The organism is Lentzea cavernae (assembly GCF_014653695.1).
Classification (GTDB): Bacteria; Actinomycetota; Actinomycetes; order Mycobacteriales; family Pseudonocardiaceae; genus Lentzea; species Lentzea cavernae.
The window spans coordinates 353,438-377,560 of the sequence record NZ_BNAR01000008.1 but is presented as its reverse complement, the minus strand read 5'-3'; the positions used below and the strand labels follow the sequence as shown (position 1 = coordinate 377,560).

The following is a 24,123-nucleotide window of genomic DNA, read 5'->3' as shown; positions in this document are numbered from 1 at the left end:
TCGGGGACAACTCCACGCTCTTCGTCCGCTTGACACCCCTACCTGCATGTGGCCCGCTCTTGGTACGACTTGGGACGAAACCACCACGCCAACGCAACCAACTAAGCAACGCGCATCCGCCCAACGCAACAGGCGTGCCATCAACCCGCCGACGGCGCGGGCCCGGTTTCGGATCAGATTGGCGGGGTCTGGGGCAGAGCCCCAGGAATCAGCAGGCACGGACCGCCCGCAACCCAACCACCTACGGACGCGAAGGCGCCCCACTACTCCCCCGAACAACCAACTCCGGCAACACATCCTCAACATCAGACGGCAGGGCCCCACCGATCACCGCCACCAAAGCCCGAGCCGCCCGAGCCCCGAACGCGAACGTGTCCCGGGACAACGCCGTCAACCGCCCGTGCTGACACAGAACCGAGTCATCCCAAGCCACGATCGACAACTCAGATGGCACCGCAACCCCCAACGAGGCAGCAACCTCAGCCCCAGCCACCGCCATCACGTCGTTGTCATAAACGATCGCCGTAGGCGGCTCGCCCAAGGACAACAACTCCCGAGTAGCCACAGCCCCGGACTCAGCCGTGTAATCCCCAGCCACCACAACACCGTCCACAACGGACGAAGAAAACGCGGCATCCCGCCGAACCGTGTGCAACAGGGAAGACAACCCGGCCACCCGGGCAATCCGCCGATGCCCCAACGACTTCAGGTACTCCACCACAGAAGTCATGGCCGCGTAGTCATCAGCCCAGACAGACGCGAGCGACCCGTGATGCCCGGCCCCGCCCACCACCACGGCCGGCAACCCCAGCGAGGACATCAACTCGACCCGCGGGTCCTCGACCAGCAGGTCCACCAGGAACACCCCGTCGACCCGGTGCTCGGCCCACCACCGCTGGTACAGCGCGATCTCCTCGTCGCGAGACGCCACCACCTGCAGCAGCAAGGCGCAGGACATCTCGGACTGCATCCCGGCGATCAACTGGAAGAAGAACGCTTCGTCGCCCAAGGCGCGGGGCGGCCGCACCAGCACCAGGCCCACCGCGTCGGCGGAGGCGGACGACAGCGCGCGGGCGGTGACCGACGGTCGGTAGCCCAGGGACGACGCTACGTCCAGCACGCGGGCGCGGGTCGAGTCGGACACGCCGGAGCGGCCGTTCAGCGCCAGCGAGACGGCGCCCTTGGAGACGCCTGCCGCTGCCGCGATGTCCTTGATGGTCGGCCTCTTCACCACACGCTCACCGCAACCGCACCCTGTCCAGAACCAGACAACAAGACGTTCGGAGGCTAGCCGGAGATAAACCGGTTTAGCTAGGGTCCGCGAGCAAGGAGGTGGGTGTCAATGAAGAGGCGCACGTTCCTCGCGGGCCTGGCGGCGGTGCCCGTGGCGGGATGCGGACTGTCCGGCACGTCCAGCACCAACACGGCGACCAACGGCCAGGTCACGGGTGAGATCACGTTCCAGACCTGGTCCCTCAAGCCCAAGTACACCGACTACGTCAACGGTGTCGTCGACGCTTTCCAGAAGCAGCACCAGGGCACCACCGTGAAGTGGGTCGACCAGCCCGCGGACGGGTACCTGGCGAAGGTCATGGCGGACGCGAGCGCGGGGAGTCTTCCCGACGTCATCAACGTGCCGCCGGACCTCAGCTTCCCGCTGGCCAAGGCGGGGCAGCTGGTCGACCTCGACGAGAGCCTGAAGGACGCCAAGCCCGAGTACCTCGAGAACGCCTGGCAGGCGTTCGAGATCCCCGGCAAGGGCGGGTGCTACGGCTTCCCCTGGTACCTCAACACCGGGCCGATCTTCTACAACAAGGCCCTGTTCAGCCAAGCGGGCCTGGACCCGGACAAGCCACCGACGAACTTCAAGGAGCTGGAAACCCAAGCCCTCAAGCTCGCCGAGAAGAAGGTCGCGATCCTCGGTCAGACCCCGAGCATCGCCGATTTCGGCCTGTACGGCGTGAAACTCTTCGAGAACGACAAATTCACGTTCAACGAGCCCAAGGGCGTCGAGTTCGTCGAGAGCTACAAGCGCATGTACGACGCGGGCGCGCTCATCCCCGAGGCGCTCACGCAGAACTACACCGGCGCCGGCGCGAAGTTCATGGCGCAGCAGACGGCGCTCAACCCCGGCAGCGCGTACGACCTCGGCAAGTTCAAGACCGACGCTCCCAGTCTCTACGCGAACATCGGCATCACCACGCCCATCACGAACACGGGCAGCGCCAACATGTTCCTGCACGGCGTGAGCGTGCCGAAGAGCAGCAAGAACCAGGCGACGGCGCTGGCGTTCGGCCGGTTCCTCACCAACGCCGAGAACCAGGTGAAGTTCGCCAAGCTCGCGTCGATCTTCCCCAGCACCAGCAAGGGCGGCGACGACCCGTACTTCACCACCGAGGACGGGACGGACGAGGCACGGGTCAGGGTGGCCGCGGCCAAGCAGCTCAAGACCGCGGTGAACTACACGCCGGTGCAGTTCAGCGACCAGATGCGCGAGGCGCTGCTCCAGCAACTGGCCGACGCGATGCTCGGCAAGAAGTCGCCGAAGCAGGCACTGGACGCCGCCGTCGACGAATGCAACAGGCTGCTTAAGTGACGCACCGCCCGTACACGCCGTGGCTGTTCCTGGCTCCAGGACTGGCCATCTGCCTGCTGTTCGTGATCTTCCCGTTCCTGAACATGATCGTGCTCGCGTTCACGGACGCGAGCGCACTGGGCGGCGGTCAGTTCACCGGCGTGGAGAACTTCGCGCGGATGGTCCAGGACCCCAAGTTCTGGGCCGCCGCGCGCAACAGCCTGCTCTACATGGCGGGGGTCGTCCCGCCGCTGGTGCTGTTGCCGTTGCTGATCGCGATGCTCGCGCAGAAGATCGTGCCGGGCATCGGGATCTTCCGGACGGCGTTCTTCACGCCGGTGATCGCGTCCACGGTCGTGGTCGGGCTCATCTGGACGTGGCTGCTCGACAGCCGCGGCCTGGTGAACAACCTGGTGGAAGCACTGGGCGGCAGCAGGATCGGGTTCCTGACCGACTCGACGCTGCTGCTGATCAGCTCGATGGTGGTGACGGTCTGGCGCGGCCTGGGCTACTACATGGTGATCTACCTGGCCGCGCTGGCGAACGTGCCGAAGGACCTGCACGAGGCCGCGATGGTCGACGGCGCGGGACCGGTCAGGAGGTTCTGGTCGGTCACCGTGCCGAGCCTGCGCCCGACGATGGTGCTGGTCGCGGCGCTCAGCGCGGTCAACGGGTTCCGCGTGTTCTCGGAGATCTACCTGCTCTCGGGCGGCACCGGCGGTCCGGGCGGGGCGAGCACCACGCTGGTCATGCTCATCCAGTCGGTCGGCCGCGGCCTCACCGGTGAGGTCGGCTACGCGTCGGCGCTGAGCGTGGTCCTGTTCGTGATCCTGCTGGGCCTGCTGCTGGTCACCCTGAAGCTCAACCGCAGGGAGGACCAGCTGTGAAGCGCGCCCACGCCTACCTGGCCCTGCGCTACCTCGGGCTGCTCGCCATCCTCGCGATCAGCATCGGGCCGTTCCTGTGGCAGTTCGTCACGAGCATCAAGGGCCCGAACGAGGACGTCTTCGTCCCCGACTTCATCCCGGACGACCCGACCTTCGGCAACTACGCGGCCGTGGCCGACGTCGTGCCCGTCTGGTCGTTCGCGCTCAACTCGCTCGGCGTGGCCAGCGTCAACGTCATCACGAACTGCCTCGGCGCGGCCATGGCCGGCTACGCATTGGCACGGTTGAAGTTCCGAGGACGCCGCTTCGCCGCGGTGATCTTCGCGAGCAGCATCCTGGTGCCGTTCGAGGCGATCATGATCTCGCTTTTCCTGGTGATGCGCGGGTTCGGGCTCACCAACACGCTCACCGCGGTCGTGCTGCCCGGCGCGATCGCCGCGCTCAACGTCCTGTTGCTGCGCAACGCCTTCCTCGCACTCCCCGCCGAAGTCGAGGAAGCCGCGATCATCGACGGCGCCAACGCGTGGCAGCGCTTCACCCGCCTCGCGCTGCCGTCGGTGAAGGGCACGCTGGTCGTGGTGGCGCTGTTCTCGTTCATGTTCAGCTGGGACGACTTCCTGTGGCCGCTCATCGTCCTGAGCGACCAGGAGAAGTACACGCTCACCATCGGCCTGGCGTACCTCCAGGGCACGTTCGTGCAGAACCAGCGGCTGGTGGCGGCGGGCACGATCATCGCCGTCGTCCCGCTGATCCTGCTGTTCCTGTTGCTGCAGAAGCACTTCTTCCGCGGAGTGGGAGAAGGCGCGATCAAGGGCTGACACCCCGAGGAGCTCAACCTTGCGTTTCGGCGTGAACTACACACCTTCCCAGGGCTGGTTTCACCACTGGCTCGACTTCTCCCTCGACGACGTCAAAGCCGATTTCGAGTCCATCGCGGGTCTCGGCCTCGACCACGTGCGGGTGTTCCCGCTGTGGCCGGTGTTCCAGCCCAACAGGGGCCTCGTCCGCCCGAAGGCCGTCGAGCAGCTCGCGCAGATGCTCGACGCCGCCCACGACACAGGGCTCGACGTCCAGGTCGACGTCCTGCAGGGCCACCTGTCCAGCTTCGACTTCTACCCGTCGTGGGTGCAGACCTGGCACCGCCGCAACATCTTCACCGACCCCGACGTGATCGACGGGCAGCGGTTCTACGTCCGCACACTCGCCGAAGCACTCAAGGACAAGCCGAACTTCCTCGGCTTCACCCTGGGCAACGAGGTCAACCTGCTCACCGAGTCGAACCCGTGCTCGCCCGAGCAGGCCGGCGAGTGGATCGACGTGCTGCTCGCCGAGTGCGAGGAGGCCGCACCTGGCCACCCGCACGTGCACTCCGAGTACGACGCCGTCTGGTACGAGATCGAGCACGCGTTCCTGCCGGAGCACGCGGCCACCAAGGGCGCGATGACGACCGTGCACTCATGGGTCTTCAACGGCACCGCGCAGCGCTACGGGCCCATGTCCCCAGAGAGCGTTCATCACGCCGAGTACCTCGTCGAGCTGGCGAAGGCGCACGCGAAGGACCCGCAACGGCCCGTGTGGCTGCAGGAGGTCGGCGCCGCCCAGCCCGAGATCAGCGCCGAGCAGGCGCCGCGGTTCGCTGAGCAAACGCTTGCGAACGTGCTGACCTGCTCGAACCTGTGGGGCATCACGTGGTGGTGCTCGCACGACGTCGACCGTGCGTTGGTGGACTTCCCCGAACGCGAGTACGAGTTGGGGTTGTTGACGACGGAACGCAAGGTCAAGCCGCTCGGCGAGGCGATCGCCCGGATCGTGCGCGAGGCAGTGCACGAGCCGGCCGGCCGCACGCCGATCAAGCTGCACGGCGACCGGCCCTCGTGGGGACCGGGCGGCGCTTTCTTCGAAGAGTGGATGAGCCTCGCGCGCGACGGCGTGCGGGCCTCGATCGAGCTGGGGTGACGAGACGTGCACGACGAACGCGCGCTGCTGGAAGAACGACTCAACCGCACGCTGAAGGAACGCATCCGCCCGGCCGTCTACGGCGAGACCGCGCCGCTGGAACTCGCCGTCTGGACGGTGCCGGACGAGCCCGTCCCCGTCGCTGAAGCCCTCGGCGCCACCTACGAACCGGCCCAGGTCGGCGACGCCTGGGGCGCGCCGTGGAGCACGAGCTGGTTCCGGCTGACCGGCAGCGTCCCGGAGGCGTGGAAGGGAAAGCAGGTCGAGGTCGTGCTGGACCTCGGCTTCACCCACCCCGGCCCCGGTTTCCAGTCCGAGGGCCTCGCCTACACCGCCGGCGGGATGCCCATCAAGGGCATCGAGCCGCGCAACACCTACCTGCCCGTCGACGGCCGCGAGGTCCTGTTCTACCTCGAGGCCGCGGGCAACCCGACGATCCTCGACTTCCACCCGTTCCTGCCGACCACCCTGGGCGACAAGCAGACGGCGGGCACCGAACCGCTGTACAAGATCCTCAAGGCCGAGCTGGCGGTGTTCCAGCCGCAGGTGTGGCACCTGATGCTCGACATCGAGGTGCTCCAGAGCCTCATGAAGGAGCTCCCGGACCACGACCCGCGCCGGCACAAGGTCCTGCACGCGCTGGACCGGGCGATGGACGCGCTGGACCTCAACGAGGTCGCCGCGACCGCCGACCTGGCCCGCGAGGAACTGGCCGGGGTGCTGGCGCTGCCCGCGAACGCCTCCGCGCACAAGGTCTCCGCCATCGGCCACGCGCACATCGACTCCGCCTGGCTGTGGCCGCTGCGGGAAACGGTCCGCAAGTGCGCGCGCACGTTCTCCAACGTCACCAAGCTGATGGACGAGTACCCGGACTTCTACTTCGCGTGCTCGCAGGCCCAGCAGTACGAGTGGATGAAGGACCACCACCCGCACGTCTGGGACCGGGTCCGCGAGAAGGTCCGCGGCGGGCAGTTCGTGCCGGTCGGCGGCATGTGGGTCGAATCGGACACGAACATGCCCGGCGGTGAGGCGATGGCCCGCCAGCTGGTGCACGGCAAGCGCTTCTTCCTCGACAACTTCGGCGTGGAGACCGAGGAGGTCTGGCTGCCGGACTCGTTCGGGTACAGCGCCGCGCTCCCCCAGCTGATCAAGCTGTCGGGCTCGCGCTGGTTCCTCACCCAGAAGCTGTCGTGGAACCAGATCAACAAGTTCCCGCACCACACGTTCTGGTGGGAGGGCATCGACGGCACGCGGATCTTCACCCACTTCCCGCCCGTCGACACCTACAACTCGTCGCTGTCCGGCGAGGAACTCGCGCGCGCCTCACGCCAGTACGCCGAGCACGCCAAGGCCTCGCGCTCCCTGGTGCCGTTCGGGTACGGCGACGGCGGTGGCGGCCCCACCCGCGAGATGATGGAGACCGCCCACCGCGTCGCGAACCTCGAAGGCTCGCCGACGGTGAAGGTCGAGCCGCCGCGCGAGTTCTTCCAGGCCGCGCAGGACGAGTATCCGGACGCACCGGTGTGGGCGGGAGAGCTGTACCTGGAGAAGCACCGCGCCACCTACACCACGCAGGCCAAGACCAAGCAGGGCAACCGCCGCAGCGAACACCTGCTGCGCGAGGCCGAGCACTGGTCCGTCGCCGCTGCCCTGCAGGGCGCCGACTACCCGTACGACGAGCTCGACCGGTTGTGGAAGACCGTGCTGCTGCACCAGTTCCACGACATCCTCCCCGGCAGCTCGATCGCCTGGGTGCACCGCGAGGCCGAGGCGACGTACGCCCGCGTGGCGTCGGAGCTCAAGGCCCTGACCGCCCGGGCCATCGACGCGGTGAAGGGCGACGGCGACGACGAGCTGACGTTCGACGTGCTCGGCGGCGACGCGCCGGAACCATTCGTCGCACCGGTGGACGGCGTGCTGGACAACGGCCGCCTGCGCGTCACGATCGACGCCGACGGCATCGTCGAGTCCATTCTGGACCTGGAGGAGGACCGCGAAGTCCTGCCGCCGCACGGGTTCGCGGGCATGCCGCAGCTGCACCGCGACAACCCGAACCAGTGGGACGCCTGGGACATCGACCCGTTCTACCGCAACTGGAAGGCCGACCTGATCCCGTCCGAACGGATCGACTCGGAAGACGGCGTCGTGGTCAGGGCGAAGTTCGGCGACTCGGTGCTCACCCAGACCATCCGGCTGCGCGAAGGCGCCAAGCAGGTCGACTTCGACACCGAGGTCGACTGGCAGGAGCGGGAGAAGCTGCTCAAGATCGCGTTCCCGCTCGACCTGCGCGCCGAGGTCTCCACCTCGGAGACCCAGTTCGGGCACCTGCACCGCCCGGTGCACACGAACACCTCGTGGGAGGCCGCGAAGTTCGAGATCTGCGCCCACCGCTACCTGCACGTCGGCGAACCCGGCTACGGCGTCGCGGTGGTCAACGACTCGACCTACGGCCACGAGGTCACCCGCACCACCCGTGACGACGGCGGAACCACCACGACCGTGCGCCTGTCCCTGCTGCGCGCACCGAGGTTCCCCGACCCCGAGACCGACCAGGGCGAGCACCGCTTCCGCTACGCCCTCGTGGTCGGCGCGGGCATCCCGGAGGCGATCGACGCCGGGTACCGCATCAACCTGCCGCCGCAGACCGTCCGGGGCTCGCAAGCGCCAGAACCGTTGGTGCGCACGGACAACCCCGCGGTGAGGGTCGAGGCCGTGAAACTGGCCGACGACAGGTCGGGCGACGTCGTCGTCCGGCTCTACGAGGCGCACGGCGGCCGTGCCCGCGCCTCGATCAGCACCTCCTTCGCCCACACGGCGATCCAGGAGACCGACCTGCTCGAACGGCCCCTGGCCGAGCAGTCGGCAGAGGTGGTGCTGCGCCCCTTCCAAGTGATCACCCTGCGATTCACGAGTTGACTTCACCTCCGCGCATGGAGACGGGAGGCCACGACCCTCACGGGTCGGGCTTCCTGTTTCGCAGGCAACCGCCTCGCCGGCTGTCGCCGGGTTGGTCTCACGTCGCCTCCACAGGCAGCAACCGCCAGCCCGGCGGCCAGTACGTTCTTCGCCGCGTTGACATCACGGTCATGCGCCGCGCCGCAGCCGTCACACCGCCAGTCACGAACGTTCAACGGCATCGACTCGGCTTTCTGCCCACAGGCCGAGCAGATTTTGCTGGATGGGAACCATCTGTCGACCGCGATCACCGTGCGGCCGTACCACTGAGCCTTGTACTCCAGGAAGGCGCGAAAGTCGGACCACGCGGCATCCGACATCGCTCTTGCCAGCTTGCCGTTGCGCAGCATTCCGGACACGTTCAAATCCTCGATCACGATCGTTTGGTTCTCACGAACGAGTCGAGTGGACAGCTTGTGCAGGAAGTCGCGTCGGCGGTCCGCGATGCGCGCGTGGATCCTCGCCACCTCGCGCCTCGCCTTGTCCCGGTTCGCCGAACCCTTCGTCTTCTTCGCCAGTCGCCGCTGAGCCCTCGTGAGCTTGGAACGCTCACGTACCTCGTGCAGGGGGTTGCTGACCTTTTCACCTGTGGACATCGTGACGAGCGACGAAAGGCCGACGTCGACACCTACGGCAGCGTGGATCACCGGGTGAGGGGGAGTGCTCGTCTCCACCACAAGAGAGATGAACCAACGACCGGCCTGGTCACGCGACACCGTGACTGTTTCGGGAGCGCTTCCCTCCGGGAGCGGACGCGACCAGCGAATTGCAAGCGGTCGATCCATCTTGGCCAAGGTCAACTCACCGTCACGCCAGCTGAACCCCGCCTTGGTGTACTTCGGCGAAGCACGGGACCGCCTGCGGGACTTGAAGCGCGGATAGCTCGGTCTCTTGCCGAAGAAGTTCGCGAACGCGACGTGGAGGTGTCGAAGCGACTGTTGCAACGCGACCGCAGAGACCTCGTTGAGGAAGCTCAACTCCTCGGTTCTCTTCCACTTGGTGAGCATGGCCGAGGTTTGAGCGAAGTTCACGCTGCGTTGCTCACAACGCCATGCCTGTGCACAACAGCTCATCTTGCTGCTGAGCAGTCGGGTAGAAGCGGTACTTGTACGCCCGCTTCAGCAGTTCAGCCGGCACATCTCACAACGTATTGCAAAGCAACGTGGACGCGGACCTCGGGTGTCCACACCGGACTTTCTCCAAAGGCTGAAGAACCCTGCAATTCAACCGATGGGAGTTTCGATGAAGAAGCTGTTCCTCGCCCTGCTGCTGGTGGCGCTCGCCGCGCCACCGGCCCAGGCGGCCACCCAGAAGCGAACCGTCGTCTACTACCAGACCCAGTACAGCAACGGCGCGACCGGAACGTACGTCTCGCCCAAACCCCTGCTCGACCGCGGCACCGGAGTCACGGACGTGCTCGTCGCCGCGATCCACCCCAACGACAACAGGATCGTCCACCTCAACGACCACCCGCCGTCGCACTCGCGGTACACGCAGATGTGGCAGGACCTCGCCGCGATGCAGTCCCGCGGCGTCAACGTGATCGGCATGGTCGGCGGCGCCGCGCAGGGTTCGTTCCAGCGGCTCGACACCCAGTTCGACACCTACTACCCGCTGCTGCGCGACACGATCCGCACCTACAAGCTCAACGGCGTCGACCTCGACGTCGAGGAGCGGATGTCGATCGCGGGCATCCGGCGCGTCATCGACCAGCTGAAGACCGACTTCGGCACGAACTTCATCGTCACGCTCTCCCCTGTCGCCTCAGCGCTTTGGGGCGGCGGCAACCTCTCCGGCTTCAACTACGAGGAGCTGTACCGCAGCCACGGCTCGAAGATCGCGTGGTTCAACGGCCAGTTCTACAACGGCTGGGGCAACGCCGGCAGCACCGCGCACTACGACCAGATCGTCAGCCGCCGGGTGATCCCGGTGAACAAGGTCGTGCTCGGCGTGCTCACCAGCACGGCCAACGGCGGGTCGGGCTACGTGACCATGACGACCCTGAAGAACACCGTCACGAGCTTGAAGACCAAGTACACGAACTTCGGTGGTGTGGCGGGCTGGGAGTACTTCAACTCGCTGCCCGGCGGCACCACGGAGCCGTGGAGGTGGGCGGCGGACGTGACGGCCATGCAGAAGTAGGCCGAACAGAGCAATTCAGGCCGGGTGTGCAACGAACACCCGGCCCGAAGCGATCTAGGGCCGGGGAACCTCCGGCCGTTCGGAGGCTGGGGTCTGGGGACTTGGGGGAATTTCGCATGCCTTCTGCAAGGTCAGTGGTGGTCGCGGCCGCCGTGCTGACGGGGGTGCTGGTGCCCGGTGTGGCACACGCGGCACCGCCGTCGAACGACGACTTCGGTTCGTCCACGCAGGTCACCGCACTGCCGTTCAGCGATCAGCAGGACATCGCCGGCGCGACGAGGGCACCGGACGACCCGTACTGGTGCCAGACCTCCGTCGAACGCTCGGTCTGGTACTCCTACACCCCCGCCGAGGACGTGCTGCTGCGCGCCACTACCGCGGGCAGCAGCCAGAGCATGATCATGTCGGCCAACACGGGCCTGCGCGGTGAGCTGCGCGGTGTGGACGAGGCGTGCAGCACCGGCGCGACGTCGCCGATCACGTTCCGCGCCAAGGCCGGCACCACGTACCAATTCGCCGTCGGCAGCGGTGGCGGCACGCTGAAGTTCTCGCTCGACCAGGTCGCCCCGGCGGCCAACGACGACTTCGCCCAGGCCCAGCCCGTCACGCTGCCGTTCACCGCGCAGCCGGACGTGACCGTGGCGTCCTTCGAGGCCGACGAGCCCGAGTCGACCTGCGTGTACGAAGAGCAGCGGGCATCGGTCTGGTACTCCTACACGCATTCGGGCGAGGCGCTGTCCGTGGTGCCGAAGGTCCAGGGCAGCACGGCCGCGGTCACCGTGTACTCCGGCTCCGACATCACGAGCCTCAACGAGGTCACCTGCGCCGACGGCAACGTCGTGCAGCGCGCGGTCTTCCGGGCCGCTCCCGGCACGACCTACTACCTGCGCTTCACCGCCGCGCACCGCAACTACCAGCCGATCTCGGTGAGCTTGACCGAGGCGCCGCCACTGCGGCCGTACATGGGCCTGAGCGGCGACGGGAACACGGTCTACAGCGACATGGTGTTCAACGCCGACTCGAACGGCGACATCGACGGTGAGCTGACCGCGGAGTGGGACTTCGGCGACGGCACGACGCTCCCGGCCCAGCAGGGTCCTGTGCACCACCGGTACCAGGCAGACGGCACCTACCAGGTGACCTTGAAGGCGACCTCGGCCGACGGCCGCACCGGCACCGCCTCCGGTGAGGTCAAGGTCGAGACCCACGACGTGGGCATCACCAAGTTCGCCGTCCCGACGTCCGCGCGGGCGGGCCAGAGCAAGCCGATCACCGTGCACGTGGCGAACACGCGGTACCTCGAAAAGGCCACCGTGACGCTGTACCGGTCCAACGGTTCGTCGTGGACCGAGGTCGGCAAGTCGACGCTCGACGTCCCCGCGCACCCCACGCGCAAGGTGCAGTTCCCGTTCTCCTACACGTTCACCCCCGAGGACGCGGCGTTGGGCAAGGTGTCCTTCCGCGCGGTGGTCACGCTGCCCTACCCGGCGCAGGACGCCCGCAAGCTGGACAACGAGGTCATCGCGATCGCCACGACCGTGCGTCCCGCCGCCGTGACCAACTCGGCCATGAACTGACCTGGGGGACAACATGAGGATCTTCATCGCCGCGGTGACGGCCGCCCTGGCCACCGCGCTGCTCCCCGGTGTCGCGCTCGCAGCGGCTCCGCCCAACGACGACTTCGACAACGCCACGACGATCACCGCGCTGCCGTTCAGCGCGAAGACGAGCACCGCGGGCGCCACCAAGTCCACCGACGACCCGACCGCGTGCCACTACTGGGGCGAGTCGACGGTGTGGCTGCGCTACACCGCGCAGGAGAACGGGTTCCTGCGAGCCTCGACCTCGGGCGGGCCCGCCTTCGGCGTCTACACCGGCAGCCGCGGCGCGCTCGCGCTGGTTCCGGGCGCCTGCAGCTACAACACCGGGTTCTCCGCCGACGTGTTCCCGGTGACCGCGGGCACGACCTACCACTTCGCGCTCATCGAGAACTACGCGTGGAACGGCCGTGAGTTCGGCTTCGAACTCACGACGATCTCCGCTGCCGCCAACGACAACCAGGCGTCGGCGGCGGTCACCGGTTTCCCCGCGACGCTCGAGGGCGACCTGCGCCGGGCGACCGCTGAGCCGGACGAGCTCACGGCGAGTTGCGGACCCGACGCCGGCCAGTCCGTCTGGTTCCGGTACACCCCGGACCGCACGCGCTCGGTGCAGCTGAAGCGGACGGGCTACTCGTCCCCGGTCCTGAACGTCCGCCGTGCGACGGACCTGTCCGAAGTGGACTGCGCGGGCACCTCCGATTACCAGGGCCTGGTGTTCACCGCGACCGCTGGGCAGAGCTACCTGATCCGAGTCGCCCAGGGCGTCGAGGACGCGGGCCAGTTCGAGCTGAGCCTCGCGAACGCCCCGGCCATCAAGCCCGTGGCCGACCCGAACCCCGAACAGCCGTCGATCTTCGACGACATCACGTTCTCGGTCGGCTCGGGCGACCCGCTCGGCAAGCCGCTGGTGAGCGGCGAGGTCCAGTTCGGCGACGGCGCCACCGCGCCGATCACCGACTCGGAGACCGTCCAGCACCGCTATGCCAAGGACGGCAAGTACACCGTCCGCGTCACCGGCACCACGCAGGACGGCCGGACCGGCAGCTCCGAGCAGGTGCTGGAGGTGGCGACGCACGACGTCAAGCTGTCCGGCCTGTCCCTGCCGGCCACGGCCCGCGCGGGCGAGACCAAGCGGATCAAGGTGTCGGTCGGCAACACCCGGTACGACGAGAACGTCCGCGTCGCCCTGATGCGCAAGTCGGTGCACGGGTACTACGAGGAGGTCGGCTACCTGACGCAGCGCGTGGCGGCGTCGCCGTCGGGCAAGGTCGAGTTCCCGTTCGCCTACACCTACACCGCGGCTGACGCGGCGGCGGGCGAGGTCACGTTCAAGCTCGTGGCGTCGCTGAACAACTACGACTACGACGACGCGCAACCGGCGGACAACGAGATCATCGCCGTCACGACGGTGCGCGCGGCGGCCAAGACGACCGCGAACGCACGAATCAGCTAGTCCCAGAACGACCAGAGCCCTCCTGCCACGACCCCTCAGGTCGTGGCAGGAGGGCTCTTTCGTCTGCTCACCGCCCCGGAGTAAGGGGTTCGCGGCGATGCCTTAGGTGATCGTCCGATGTGAGGCCCCACCCCTCAGGAGCAATCTCATCGTTGTCAGCAACGGACTGAGGAGTGAGTCAGATGGAGTGGACGCCCGAGGCGATCAAGGCGGAGATGGACTACCGGCAGGAAGCGCTGCGGGAGGACGCCCGCCGCGTCCAGGAGTACTACCGCAACGGCGGGAAGCCGCGGTCGTGGTGGCACCGGATGACGCACCGCCACGAGCCTGAGGTCCCCGCCGGGCCCCGGGCTGCGTGATGCCGGAAACAGCGAAGGGGGTGTGGTTCCTCTCGTCCAGGAACCACACCCCCACGACCCGTTGTCAGGTCAGGCCTTGGGCAGCCACGCCTTGACCTTGTCGGCGTTGGCGTCCGCCCACTTCTTGGCGGCGTCCTCGGGCTTCATCTTGTCCTCGGCGATGTACTTCGCCACGGTGTTCTGGTCCTCGTTGGTCCACTTGAAGTTCTTGACCAGCTGGGCGGCGGGACCGTTGGCGTCGGCGAACTTCTTCGACACGATCTTGTCGAGGTCGTAGTCGGGGTAGTCGCAGGCGATCTTCTCGGCGTCGGCGTCACACCCGGCGGCGTACGGGGGCAGCTTCACCTTCTCGAGCTTGACCTCGTTGAGCAGCCACTGCGGCGAGTAGAAGTAGCCGATGACCCACTTCTTGTCCTTCTCCGCCTGGCGGAAGGCCTGGATCAGCGCGGTCTCGCTGCCGCCGTAGACGACCTTGAAGTTGAGGTTCAGGTTCTTGACCAGGGCCTCGTCGTTGGTCACGAACGACGGGTCGCCGTCGAGCAGCTGGCCCTTGTCGCCGGACTCCGAGGTCTTGAACTTGTCGGCGTACTTGTTGAGGTTGTTCCAGTCCAGGATGTCGGGGTGCTCCTTGGCGAGCCACGGCGGCACGTACCAGCCGATCTGGCCCTTCACGCCAGTGGAACCCGCGCTGACGGCCGTCTTCTGCTCGTCGATGTACTTCTTGCGCAGGTCGTCGTGGCCCCAGTTCTCGACGACGGCGTCGACCTCACCGGTGCCGAAGCCCTGCCAGGCCACCTCTTCCTTGAGCTCCTTCTTGGTGACCTTGCACTTGAGCTCCTTCTCGGCCACGTACGCGAGCACGGCCGCGTTCGCCTCGTAACCGACCCACGGGTTGATCGCGAGGTTGAACGTGCCGCAGTCGCCGGTCGCACCCGAGGAGGTGTCACCGACCTTGGCGCCACCGCAACCAGCCAAAACCACGAGAGCCACGAGCCCTGCGCTCACGGTTCCCAGCACGCTGTGCCTAGCCACTTTCCGAACCTCCTAGTTGGTCCACCGCTTGGCGGCCGCCTGGGTGAGGCGGTCGAGCATCACGCCCAGCACGACGATCGCGAGACCGGCCGCGAGCCCCTTGCCGTACAACTGGCCCTGCGAGAACCCGGCCACCACGTCGTAGCCGAGCGCGCCGGCGCCGACGAGACCGCCGACGACGACCATCGAGAGCACGTAGATCAGTCCTTGGTTGGCGGCGAGGGTCAGCGCCCCGCGGGCCATCGGCAGCTGCACCTTCACGATCGTCTGCCAGGAGCTCGACCCCAGCGCGGTCGACGCCTCGACCGTCGCGGGCGACACCGCCCGGATGCCGTCGGCGATGATCTTGATGGCCACCGGCGCCGCGAACACCACCGCGGCGATGATCGCCGTGAAGCGCGACGCGGAGAACAACGCGAGGAACGGCACCAGGTAGACGAACGCGGGCATGACCTGAGCCGCGTCGAGGACCGGCCGGATGACCCGGTCGGCGCGCCTGCTGCGGCCCATCCAGACACCGACGACGATCCCGAGCGCCATCACCAGAACGGTGGCGACCAGCGTGGACGCCAGCGTGATCATCGAGTCCTGCCACAGGCCGGTCGCGATCAGCAGGGCCACGCACACGGCGGAGACGATCGCCGACCGGACACCGCCGATCATGAACGACAGCACCGTGATCACCAGCGCCACCAGGAACCACGGCGACTCGGCCAGCAACACCTGCAGCGGGTTGATCAACGCGAACGTGACGAAGTCCTTGAAACCGCCGGTGAGCACCGGAAGCGAGTCCTGCGCCCACTCCGTCACGGCCGTCGCGCCCTTGTTGATCGAGCTCCCGATCTCCACGTCCGACTGGAACTCCGCCGCCCACAGGTAGGTGTACGACAGGTACACGCAGACGGCCGTCACACCGGCGCCACCGAACAGCGCCCAGCGCGGGAGCGTGCGGCGCTCCGACGCGGCGGCGGTCGTGACGCGGTCCAGCACGATGGCCAGCACCACGATCGCGAGGCCCGCGTTGAACGCCGTGCCGACGTCGAGGGTCTGCAACGCCTTCACGACGGTCTTGCCGAGCCCCGGCGCGTCGATCAGCGCGGCGATGGTGACCATGGCCAGCGCGGCCATGATCGTCTGGTTGACGCCGAGGACGATGGTCTTGCGCGCGGACGGCAGCAGCACCTTCACGAGCGTCTGGTTCCGCGTCGCGCCAAGGGATTCGCTCGCCTCGACGGTGGTGCGCGGCACCGAGCGGATGGCGTGCGCGGTGATCCGGATCGCCGGCGGGGCGGCGTAGATCAGCGTCGCGATCGTCGCGCTCGCCGGGCCGATCAGGAAGAACAACGTCAACGGCGCCAGGTAGACGAACGTCGGCATCGTCTGCATGAAGTCGAGCACCGGCGTCAGCACGCGGTTGGCCCGGTCGGACAGTCCCGCCCAGATCCCCAGCGGAATGCCGACGAGCAACGAGATCACGACCGCCGCGAGGGTGAGCGAGAGCGTGTCCATGCTCTCCTGCCACAGACCCTGCAGGCCGAGGAACACGAAGCCCGCGACGGCGAGCAGCGCGATCCGCCAGCCGGCGACCGCGAGGCTGACGAAGCCCGCGATCGCGACCACGCCGAGCCAGCCGATCACCGGTACGGGCCTGCCGAACGACGGCTGCGCGATCAGGGCCTGGACGAAGGTCACGAACTCGTCGATGACGAGCCGGATCTCGTTGAAGAAGTACAGGAACACGGGGTTCGAGTTCCTGGACGCGCCGACGGCGTCGTTGACGTCGTTGATCCACCGGTGCAGCGGGGTGAGGTCGGCGGCACCGAGCGAGAGCGTCCAGGTGTCGCGCAACACCACCCAGAGCACCAGCCAGGCGAGGACGATCCCGCCGAAGATCAGCGACTTCCGGTGCCGGAACAGGCGCGGTGGCTGCTGCGGGGCCGCGGTGACGGCGGTGACGGCGGCCATGTCACGCCTCCCCGGCCACGACCCCGAGGATCTCCTCGTTCGCGACCACACCGAGCAGTTCGCCGTCCCGCACGACCTTCACCGGCTTGTCGGCGCCCAGCACGCTGCGCACCGCCTCCCGCACAACGGTTTCCGGCGCCAGCTCGGGGCCGTCGAGGTCGTCGTCGGGCCGCGGCGGACGCATGATCCACTTCAGCGTCAGCACGTTCGAGCGCGGCACGTCCTTCACGAAGTCGCGCACGTAGTCGTCCGCCGGAGCGCCGACGAGCTCGTCGCCGGTGCCGACCTGCACGACCTTGCCGTCGCGCATGATCAGGATGCGGTCGCCCAGCTTGAGCGCCTCGCTCAGGTCGTGGGTGATGAACACCATCGTCTTGCCGACCTCGCGGTGCAGCCTGATGACCTCGGACTGCATGTCGCGCCGGATCAGCGGGTCGAGCGCGGAGAACGGTTCGTCGAAGAACAGGACGTCGGGGTCGCCCGCGAGTGCGCGCGCGAGACCGACGCGTTGCTGCATGCCGCCGGAGAGCTGGTCGGGATAGGACTTCTCGTAGCCGGCCAGGCCTACTAAATCGATTACTTCCTGGGAGCGCTCCCCGCGTTTCACGCGCGGTACCCCGCGGATTTCCAGGCCGTAACCGACGTTGTCGGCGACGGTCCTGTGCGGAAGCAGACCGAAGTGCTGGAACACCATGGAGAACTTGTTCCTGCGCAGGTCGCGCAGACGTTTCGCGTCCGCCTCGAGAATGTTCTCGCCTTCGAACATGATCGTGCCCGCGGTCGGTTCCACGAGCCGCGTGAGACAACGGACCAGTGTGGACTTGCCCGAACCGGACAATCCCATCACCACGAACATCTCACCGGGAGCGACGTCGAAGTCGACGCCCCGAACTGCGGCAACAGCGCCGGTGCGGTCCATCAACTCCTGCCGCGACAACGCTTTCAGCTCGTCCGAGGCCGCCACTCGCGGTGCGTTGGGGCCAAACACCTTCCACAGGTCCCTGACCGAAATCACGGGATCCACGCCACACCACTCCGACCTGTTGCGGACTGCGCACACCGTTTCTCGATGCGCGACAGCATTGACCTTCGCACGAGTACGGTCAAGGGCTGATACAAATCTGATCCTTTGTGGACAACCGGTCATCCCATGACTTGACTCCGTCTGATCGATCGGGAAAAAGTGCGGTGAGCGGTCTTCTGCACCGCTCTTCCCCTCCGATGAGGAGCTGTTCGTGCAAGCCCCCAGAATCGCTCTCGCAATGACGCTCGTGTTGACGATTGCCGGATGTGGCGGCGGATCAACGGCATCGCCGCGATCCAGTTCGGCGGCACCGACCGAGCCCTGCGACTCCATCACCATCGCGGTCAACCCGTGGGTCGGCTACGAGGCGAACGCGGCGGTCGTCGCGTACCTCGCCGAGAAGCGACTCGGCTGCAAGGTGACGAAGAAGGAGGTCGACGAGCAGACGGCCTGGCAGGGCCTCGACTCCGGCGAGATCGACGTGATCCTCGAGAACTGGGGTCACGAGGACCTGAAGCAGAAGTACATCGACGAGAAGCGCACCGCCGTGCGCGTCGGCCCGTCCGGGAACAAGGGCGCCATCGGCTGGTACGTGCCGCCGTGGATGAAGAAGGAGTTCCCGGACATCACGAACTGGCAGAACCTCAACAAGTACGCGGACAAGTTCAAGACCGCGCAGTCCGACGGCAAGGGCCAGGTGCTCGACGGCGACCCGTCGTTCGTGACCAACGACGAGGCCCTGGTCAAGAACCTGAACCTCAACTACAAGGTCGTCTACGCGGGCAGCGAGGAGGCCAGCATCAAGGCCTTCCGCCAGGCGCAGGAGAAGAAGACGCCGCTGATCGGCTACTTCTTCGAACCGCAGTGGCTGCACCTCGACATCGAGCTGGTCAAGATCGACCTGCCCGAGTACACGGCGGGCTGCGACGCCGACCCGGCCAAGGTCGCCTGCGACTACCCGCGCTACGAGCTCGACAAGATCGCGTCCAAGAAGTTCGTGGACAAGGGCGGCCCCGCCGCCCGGCTGGTCCAGAACTTCCAGTGGAGCAACGACGAGCAGGACACGGTCGCGTCGTTCATCGCGAAGTACAAGATGTCGCCGGACGAGGCGGCGAAGCGCTGGGTCGAGGCGAACCCGGACCGGGTCGACGACTGGCTCACGAAGGCGAAACCGTAACTAAAGGCCTCAACTCGTGCCCCGGGACCACCACTTCTCGTCCGGGCCGGAGATGTCCTCGACGCTCAGCCTGCGCACCGACCCCGCCCGCTTGAGCCGGGCCACCAGCTGATCCGCGCGTTGCGCGAGCCGGCGGTAGATCTCCACGGCGGAGGTCTCCTGCCGGCTCTGCCGCCTTTCGACGGTGCGCCAGTTCCCGAGGAACTCGAGCGTCAGGTCCGCGACGGCCTGCCCGGCGTGCGCCGTCAGCGTGTCGGCGGGCGAGGCGAACCGTCCCGCGTGGAACGCCAGGTTCCTGGTGACGTAGAGCCACTCCAGCAGCGCCGCGGCGGTGTCCTCCTGTTCCCGCAGCCAGGCGGCGAGGACCTTCGAGTCCGCGAGCCTGCCGCGCCACAGTTCCGCGAGGTCCTGGACCAGACCGCCCTCGCTCTCGGCGAGCGCGGTCAGTGCCTTCTGGGCAGCGTCGAGCTCCGCGGCCGGGCGGTTGTGCGGGGTCAACACGTCCAGCCACGCGTCCACCGACTTCAGGTGGTGCTTCACGCCGGTGGTCGGCACGTGCGCGTCGAGCGGTTTGCGCAGTTCGGTGTCGTGGGTGGTGACGACGACGTGCAGGCTGACGAGGTGCTGCCGCAGCATCTGCAGCGCACAGCCCTTGGCCAGCCACGCGATCTTGCTCGGATCGAGCCCCGTCGCCTCCAGCGCGCTCCACGCGAGCCCGGCGCTGGCCATCGGCGCGTCGACCTGCCGTGCCAGGTTCGCGACCCGCATCGCACTGCGCAGCTCGGCCGGCCAGTGCGCGGTGAGCGGATAGGCGTTGCCGACCGTGCGCTGGTGCTCGGTGCCGCGCGTGACCCGCCCACCCGGCCCGCTGACCTGCCAGAGCGGCGCGATGTGCAGCTCGGTGAGCCGCTCCCCCGCCGCGTACTGGTCTAGCACCTCGCTCAGGACCCGCCGGCCGCGTTGCGCGGCGGTGTGCACGTCCGCGGCCTCGACCGGCAGCCGCACCAGCACCGACGACCCGGTGACGGCGCCCTTGAGGAAGTCGTCCTTCGGCAACATGGTGCGGTGCAACGGTTCCTGCCGCGCTTGCGGCAACAGCTCGTCCAGGTGCCGGAGCACCCGCGCGCCCCGCACCACGAGCGCCACGACGTGCCGCTGCTCCCGCGGCCACAACACCTCGGCCAGATCACCGGGCTTCTTCAGCCACCGCAACAGGTCCGTGCGGAGATGCCGGCCGTCCCGCCCGTGCACCGCCACGACCACCGCGACCTCGGCGATCATCCTGGCGCGCAGCGGAAGCGCGACACCGTTCCACAGTGGAGCGATCCACCCCTTCACGGCGTTCTCGAGCGCCACCGGGTCGAGCTTCGCGGCAGCCGCGGCCGTGACCTGCGGATCGAGCTTCTGCCCGTCTTGGACGATGGCCGCGTCCACGCTCTTGAGAACCCTGCGCGCCTGGGCGAGTTCCCCGGCCCCTCCGTGCACGTACGCGGGTTTCGCCGCGTCCACGCACGCCAGCGAGGTGGTGACGACGCGCCGCAACAGGTTCCACCGCGGCTGGTCCTCCGTCGCATGGCTCTCCAGCGCCGTCCGAGCCCGCGTGACAGCGAGAACAGCACTGTTGAGACCGGCCACGTGCTCACCGAGGTGCGCGTCGGGGTCGAGCGCGCGCAACACCCCCTGCAACAGCGCCCGCTGCCCGCGATCGAGCCCGGCGTCGTCGAACGCCCGCCGCAGCCGGCCGTCGAGGTACTGATAGCGCACGTGACGCACCATAGAGGGCATGGACAACCGGAAAGCGGTCTTCGAGGGCATCGACGGCCAAGCACTGGCGGGCCGTCTCGAACTGCCCGCCGGTGACGTGGTGGCCACCGCCGTGTTCGCGCACTGCTTCACCTGCGGCAAGGACTCGGTGGCGGCCACGCGCATCTCCCGCGGGCTCGCCGAACGCGGCGTGGCCGTCCTGCGGTTCGACTTCACCGGCCTCGGCCAGTCCGACGGCGACTTCGCCAACACCACGTTCACCTCCAACGTGGACGACCTCGTCTGCGCCGCCGGCCACCTGCGCAACACCATGGGCGCCCCGAGCGTCCTCATCGGACACTCCCTGGGCGGCGCGGCCGTCCTCGCGGCCGCACACCAGATCCCCGAGGTGCGCGCGGTCGTGACGATCGGCGCCCCGTTCGACACCTCCCACGTCGAGCACCTCCTCGGATCGTCCAAGGAGCAGATCGAGGCCCACGGCGTGGCCGAGGTGCTGCTGGCCGGGCGTCCGTTCCGGATCAGCAACGGCTTCCTGCACGACATCAACCAGCAGAACCAGACGGCGTGCATCTCGGGCCTGGACCGCGCGCTGCTCGTCATGCACTCCCCGCAGGACGACACGGTGGGCATCGACAACGCCCGGCTCGTCTTCGACTCGGCCCGCCACCCCAAGTCGTTCGTGTCGCTGGACGGTGCGGATCACCTGCTGACGGATCGGGGGGACGCGGCTTACGTGGCGGAGGTGCTCACGGCGTGGGCGAGCCGCTACCTGGTGAGGTGAGCCGAGTCGGCTCGATGTCCCGCGCGCGGACCAGGACATTCCTGCCGCGCGCGAGAACGGTCTGTGCGGCTGGCCCTAGCCGAAGATTCCAGCGAGTGCGGTCTCGTACTCCTTGGCCTGAGTCGGCGTCAGCTGCTTCGACACCCGGACCAGCACGCCCCCGGCGACGTAGTCGTACTCGGCGAGCATCGGCGTCTGCTTGCCGAAGGACTGGATGTAGTCCATGCGAGCCTTGGCCGCGGCCGCGTCGGCGAACACCTCAACTCCTCCGCCCCGAAGGGTGTCGTTCTCCTTGGTGATCGCCACTTCACCTTCTTCGGCGATGCGGGTGTCGGTGAACGCGGTCTTGGACGTGTAGCCATTCGGTCGTCCGAGCAATTTGTTCGGGTCGTCCTCGGGCGTGAAGACCTTGGTCAGCTTCAGACTGGGAACCTTCTGCGCCAGCGCATTGGTGACTTCCTCAGCTGTCTTCGGCGTCGCGGGCTTGTTCTCGACCGGGGCGACCGGTGCATCGGCCGTGCCGGTGGGGCTGTTTGTCGCCGGTGAGCCGCACGCGGTCGCGGTGAGCAAGGTAGCGGCGAGGAGACCAGCGGCAATGCGGTTCATGGGAGATCCTTCGTCGAGCGAAGGTCGATCGTTACCCGGCGTGTCCCCTCCTGCCCGCAGCAGGACATGTGACTGGACAAGGCGGATTCACCGCCAATGGCACCTAAGTGGATGAGTACGGATCAGGGCCGGCACTCCAAGCGGAGATGCCGGCCCTGATCCGTACTGACAACCGTCGGGGCGACAGGATTTGAACCTGCGACCCCCCGCTCCCAAAGCGGGTGCGCTACCAAACTGCGCCACGCCCCGGTTGCAACCAGCTTACCGCCACCCGCTAAGGTAGTGCCTGCAGCCCCTGAAGAGGGGCGGCATGCGGGCGTAGCTCAATGGTAGAGCCCTAGTCTTCCAAACTAGCTACGCGGGTTCGATTCCCGTCGCCCGCTCTGACGAAGGCCCGAGTGCGTCGCGCACTCGGGCCTTTCTCGTGAGTCAGGTCACGCGGATGCGACGCCGATCTGGGTGCGCTGGTGTGCGGGGCGGTCGATCTCGTCGGCCACGGCCAGGGCGAAGTCCTCGTAGGTCAGTTCGTCGGACGGGTCGACGGCGCTCAGGCGGTAGCGACCGGTGGGCGTGCCGCCGAAGTTGCCCGCGGGGCTCATCACCAGCCAGTCGGCGTCGGAGGCGGCCAGCACGTCGACGCCCGCCGCGTGGCCCAGGCAGAACGGCTTGAACTCGGCCGGGAAGTCCGGGGTGTCGATGACGCGCACGCCCGGTGCGGTCTCCATGAGGGTGTAGATGCCGATCACGATGATCCGGCCTGCGCCGGACTCGACCAGTGCGCGGGACACCTCCGCGTAGAACTCGGCCGGGTCGCGGGAGAGGTCGACCACGGCGCTCACCGCGATGTCGTGGCCTGCTGCCACTTCCGCCCGCACACCGGGGTCGCGGCCGATCCTGGTCACCTCGTGGCCGCGGGCCTCTGCCGCGGCCGCGATCTGCCTGCCCGCCTTGCCGGATGCTCCGAAAACAACGATCTTCGCCATGGGCGCGAAGGTAGGGTCCTGGTGGCCGGTTCCCGCAACGATATCGGGGGTGAGCAGGTGGAATGCACGCACGAGCTGCCGTACCGGATCGGTGACAAGTGGACCGCGCACGTGCTGCGGGCGTTGCAGGACGGCAGGCGCCGGTTCACCCAGGTCCGGGCCGAGATGCCCGGGGTGACGCCGAAGGTGCTCGCCGAGACGTTGCGGGCGATGGAGCGCGAAGGGACGGTTTCGCGCGAGGTGTTCGTGGAGAACCCGCCGCGGGTCGAGTACGAGCTGACCGCGCGGGGGCGCAAGGTGCTCGGACTGCTCGACCTGTGTTGTGACTGGGCCCGAGAGAACCTGGTGGATACGTGAGGCTGCAGCAGATCGTCGTCGACAGCAACGACCCGGGCAAGCTCGTCCGGTTCTGGGCGGAGCTGCTCGGGGGTGAGCCGGTGAACCGCGAACTCGGGTGGGCGCACGTCGAACCGCCCGGTGGCGTGCGGATGTCGTTCCAGCCGGTGCCGGAGCGCAAGGACGTGAAGAACCGGCTGCACCTCGACTTCGAGGTCGACGACATCGAGGCCGCGGTCGTGAAGGCGGTCAGCTTGGGCGCCACCCGCGAAGGCGTGGTCGTCACGGACGAGCAGGGCAGCTTCCAGGTCATGCGCGACCCGGAGGGCAACGAGTTCTGCTTCGTGCGCTGAGCACCCAGCGGCTTCGAGGAAGCCGGGGGAACTAGTGGACGGCGCGCCAGAGCGCCTCACCGAAGCGGATCGCGAGGACCACGAGCAGCACGCCGATCGCGAAACTGATGAGGCACCGCACGATCACCCGCAGATTGGCGCCCTTCACGCGGCCATGATTCATCGTCGGCGGGC

At 67.6% G+C, this 24,123-nt stretch carries 22 protein-coding genes and 2 tRNA genes; 14 read left to right on the top strand and 10 right to left on the bottom strand.

Annotation, left to right across the window (positions count from 1 at the left end):
* Window positions 1-241 precede the first annotated feature (241 nt).
* Entirely contained in the window at window positions 242-1,231 is a 990-nt protein-coding gene (locus tag IE307_RS27050; RefSeq protein ID WP_191302152.1) for a LacI family DNA-binding transcriptional regulator, read from the bottom strand.
* Window positions 1,232-1,342: 111 nt separating this feature from the next.
* Here IE307_RS27050 and IE307_RS27045 point away from each other — a divergent pair, with 111 nt between their 5' ends.
* The 5 genes from IE307_RS27045 to IE307_RS27025 are packed head-to-tail and all read left to right on the top strand — an operon-like array spanning window position 1,343 to window position 8,334.
* Window positions 1,343-2,596: an ABC transporter substrate-binding protein gene (locus IE307_RS27045; RefSeq protein ID WP_191302151.1), complete on the top strand. Its 1,254-nt coding sequence runs from the start codon at window positions 1,343-1,345 to the stop codon at window positions 2,594-2,596.
* Complete coding sequence (locus IE307_RS27040; protein ID WP_229905095.1) at window positions 2,593-3,462, top strand: carbohydrate ABC transporter permease; 870 nt, start codon at window positions 2,593-2,595, stop codon at window positions 3,460-3,462. The genes IE307_RS27045 and IE307_RS27040 overlap by 4 nt, the downstream gene beginning before the upstream one ends.
* Window positions 3,459-4,280 carry a carbohydrate ABC transporter permease gene (locus tag IE307_RS27035; RefSeq protein ID WP_191302150.1) on the top strand — a complete coding sequence of 274 codons (822 nt, stop codon included), beginning with the start codon at window positions 3,459-3,461 and terminating at the stop codon, window positions 4,278-4,280. Before IE307_RS27040 ends, IE307_RS27035 begins: the two co-directional genes overlap by 4 nt.
* A 31-nt stretch (window positions 4,281-4,311) precedes the next feature.
* Window positions 4,312-5,418: a glycoside hydrolase 5 family protein gene (locus IE307_RS27030; RefSeq protein WP_229905094.1), complete on the top strand. Its 1,107-nt coding sequence runs from the start codon at window positions 4,312-4,314 to the stop codon at window positions 5,416-5,418.
* A 6-nt stretch (window positions 5,419-5,424) separates the two neighbouring features.
* On the top strand, window positions 5,425-8,334 hold the full coding sequence (locus IE307_RS27025; protein ID WP_191302148.1) for an alpha-mannosidase: 2,910 nt from the start codon (window positions 5,425-5,427) through the stop codon (window positions 8,332-8,334).
* A 2-nt stretch (window positions 8,335-8,336) separates the two neighbouring features.
* Here IE307_RS27025 and IE307_RS27020 read toward each other — a convergent pair whose 3' ends face one another.
* Both IE307_RS27020 and IE307_RS46965 read right to left on the bottom strand, forming a co-directional pair.
* A complete protein-coding gene (locus IE307_RS27020; RefSeq protein ID WP_229905093.1) occupies window positions 8,337-9,404 on the bottom strand; it encodes an RNA-guided endonuclease InsQ/TnpB family protein in 1,068 nt (355 codons plus the stop codon).
* A 10-nt stretch (window positions 9,405-9,414) separates the two neighbouring features.
* Window positions 9,415-9,510, bottom strand: a complete 96-nt coding sequence (locus IE307_RS46965) for a helix-turn-helix domain-containing protein (protein WP_229905092.1) — start codon at window positions 9,508-9,510, stop codon at window positions 9,415-9,417.
* Window positions 9,511-9,615: 105 nt separating this feature from the next.
* Between IE307_RS46965 and IE307_RS27015 the strand changes: the two genes are divergently transcribed.
* From IE307_RS27015 to IE307_RS27000, 4 genes are all read left to right on the top strand, one after another.
* A complete protein-coding gene (locus tag IE307_RS27015) occupies window positions 9,616-10,515 on the top strand; it encodes a glycoside hydrolase family 18 protein (RefSeq protein ID WP_191302147.1) in 900 nt (299 codons plus the stop codon).
* Between the two features lie 116 nt (window positions 10,516-10,631).
* Entirely contained in the window at window positions 10,632-12,092 is a 1,461-nt protein-coding gene (locus tag IE307_RS27010; RefSeq protein WP_191302146.1) for a PKD domain-containing protein, read from the top strand.
* A gap of 13 nt (window positions 12,093-12,105) precedes the next feature.
* On the top strand, window positions 12,106-13,569 hold the full coding sequence (locus IE307_RS27005; RefSeq protein WP_191302145.1) for a PKD domain-containing protein: 1,464 nt from the start codon (window positions 12,106-12,108) through the stop codon (window positions 13,567-13,569).
* A gap of 182 nt (window positions 13,570-13,751) precedes the next feature.
* The gene (locus IE307_RS27000) at window positions 13,752-13,928 is read left to right on the top strand and encodes a hypothetical protein (RefSeq protein WP_191302144.1); all 177 of its coding nucleotides are present in this window, start codon (window positions 13,752-13,754) and stop codon (window positions 13,926-13,928) included.
* Between the two features lie 69 nt (window positions 13,929-13,997).
* Here IE307_RS27000 and IE307_RS26995 read toward each other — a convergent pair whose 3' ends face one another.
* The 3 genes from IE307_RS26995 to IE307_RS26985 are packed head-to-tail and all read right to left on the bottom strand — an operon-like array spanning window position 13,998 to window position 17,949.
* Window positions 13,998-14,960 carry an ABC transporter substrate-binding protein gene (locus tag IE307_RS26995; RefSeq protein WP_191302143.1) on the bottom strand — a complete coding sequence of 321 codons (963 nt, stop codon included), beginning with the start codon at window positions 14,958-14,960 and terminating at the stop codon, window positions 13,998-14,000.
* Between the two features lie 12 nt (window positions 14,961-14,972).
* Window positions 14,973-16,925, bottom strand: coding sequence for an ABC transporter permease (locus IE307_RS26990; RefSeq protein WP_191302142.1), 1,953 nt, complete (start codon window positions 16,923-16,925; stop codon window positions 14,973-14,975).
* 1 nt (window position 16,926) lies between these two features.
* Window positions 16,927-17,949, bottom strand: a complete 1,023-nt coding sequence (locus IE307_RS26985) for a quaternary amine ABC transporter ATP-binding protein (protein WP_229905091.1) — start codon at window positions 17,947-17,949, stop codon at window positions 16,927-16,929.
* Between the two features lie 238 nt (window positions 17,950-18,187).
* Between IE307_RS26985 and IE307_RS26980 the strand changes: the two genes are divergently transcribed.
* Window positions 18,188-19,126 carry an ABC transporter substrate-binding protein gene (locus IE307_RS26980; protein WP_191302140.1) on the top strand — a complete coding sequence of 313 codons (939 nt, stop codon included), beginning with the start codon at window positions 18,188-18,190 and terminating at the stop codon, window positions 19,124-19,126.
* A gap of 9 nt (window positions 19,127-19,135) precedes the next feature.
* On the opposite strand, the gene IE307_RS26975 is transcribed toward IE307_RS26980, so the two are convergent.
* Window positions 19,136-20,890 (bottom strand): hypothetical protein, encoded by a 1,755-nt coding sequence (locus IE307_RS26975; RefSeq protein ID WP_191302139.1) that lies wholly within the window; start codon window positions 20,888-20,890, stop codon window positions 19,136-19,138.
* Window positions 20,891-20,909: 19 nt separating this feature from the next.
* Here IE307_RS26975 and IE307_RS26970 point away from each other — a divergent pair, with 19 nt between their 5' ends.
* The gene (locus IE307_RS26970; RefSeq protein ID WP_191302138.1) at window positions 20,910-21,671 is read left to right on the top strand and encodes an alpha/beta hydrolase family protein; all 762 of its coding nucleotides are present in this window, start codon (window positions 20,910-20,912) and stop codon (window positions 21,669-21,671) included.
* A 75-nt stretch (window positions 21,672-21,746) separates the two neighbouring features.
* Here IE307_RS26970 and IE307_RS26965 read toward each other — a convergent pair whose 3' ends face one another.
* Window positions 21,747-22,277: a hypothetical protein gene (locus tag IE307_RS26965; RefSeq protein ID WP_191302137.1), complete on the bottom strand. Its 531-nt coding sequence runs from the start codon at window positions 22,275-22,277 to the stop codon at window positions 21,747-21,749.
* Between the two features lie 175 nt (window positions 22,278-22,452).
* Window positions 22,453-22,526 (bottom strand) — tRNA-Pro (locus IE307_RS26960).
* 63 nt (window positions 22,527-22,589) lie between these two features.
* On the opposite strand from IE307_RS26960, the gene IE307_RS26955 reads away from it, so the two are divergent.
* Window positions 22,590-22,660, top strand: a tRNA-Gly gene (locus tag IE307_RS26955).
* A 51-nt stretch (window positions 22,661-22,711) separates the two neighbouring features.
* On the opposite strand, the gene IE307_RS26950 is transcribed toward IE307_RS26955, so the two are convergent.
* Window positions 22,712-23,260: an NAD(P)-dependent oxidoreductase gene (locus IE307_RS26950; protein ID WP_191302136.1), complete on the bottom strand. Its 549-nt coding sequence runs from the start codon at window positions 23,258-23,260 to the stop codon at window positions 22,712-22,714.
* Window positions 23,261-23,317: 57 nt separating this feature from the next.
* On the opposite strand from IE307_RS26950, the gene IE307_RS26945 reads away from it, so the two are divergent.
* Together IE307_RS26945 and IE307_RS26940 are read left to right on the top strand one after the other, a co-directional pair.
* On the top strand, window positions 23,318-23,617 hold the full coding sequence (locus IE307_RS26945) for a winged helix-turn-helix transcriptional regulator (RefSeq protein ID WP_229905090.1): 300 nt from the start codon (window positions 23,318-23,320) through the stop codon (window positions 23,615-23,617).
* Window positions 23,614-23,949 (top strand): VOC family protein, encoded by a 336-nt coding sequence (locus IE307_RS26940; protein WP_191302134.1) that lies wholly within the window; start codon window positions 23,614-23,616, stop codon window positions 23,947-23,949. The genes IE307_RS26945 and IE307_RS26940 overlap by 4 nt, the downstream gene beginning before the upstream one ends.
* Window positions 23,950-24,123: the final 174 nt, after the last annotated feature.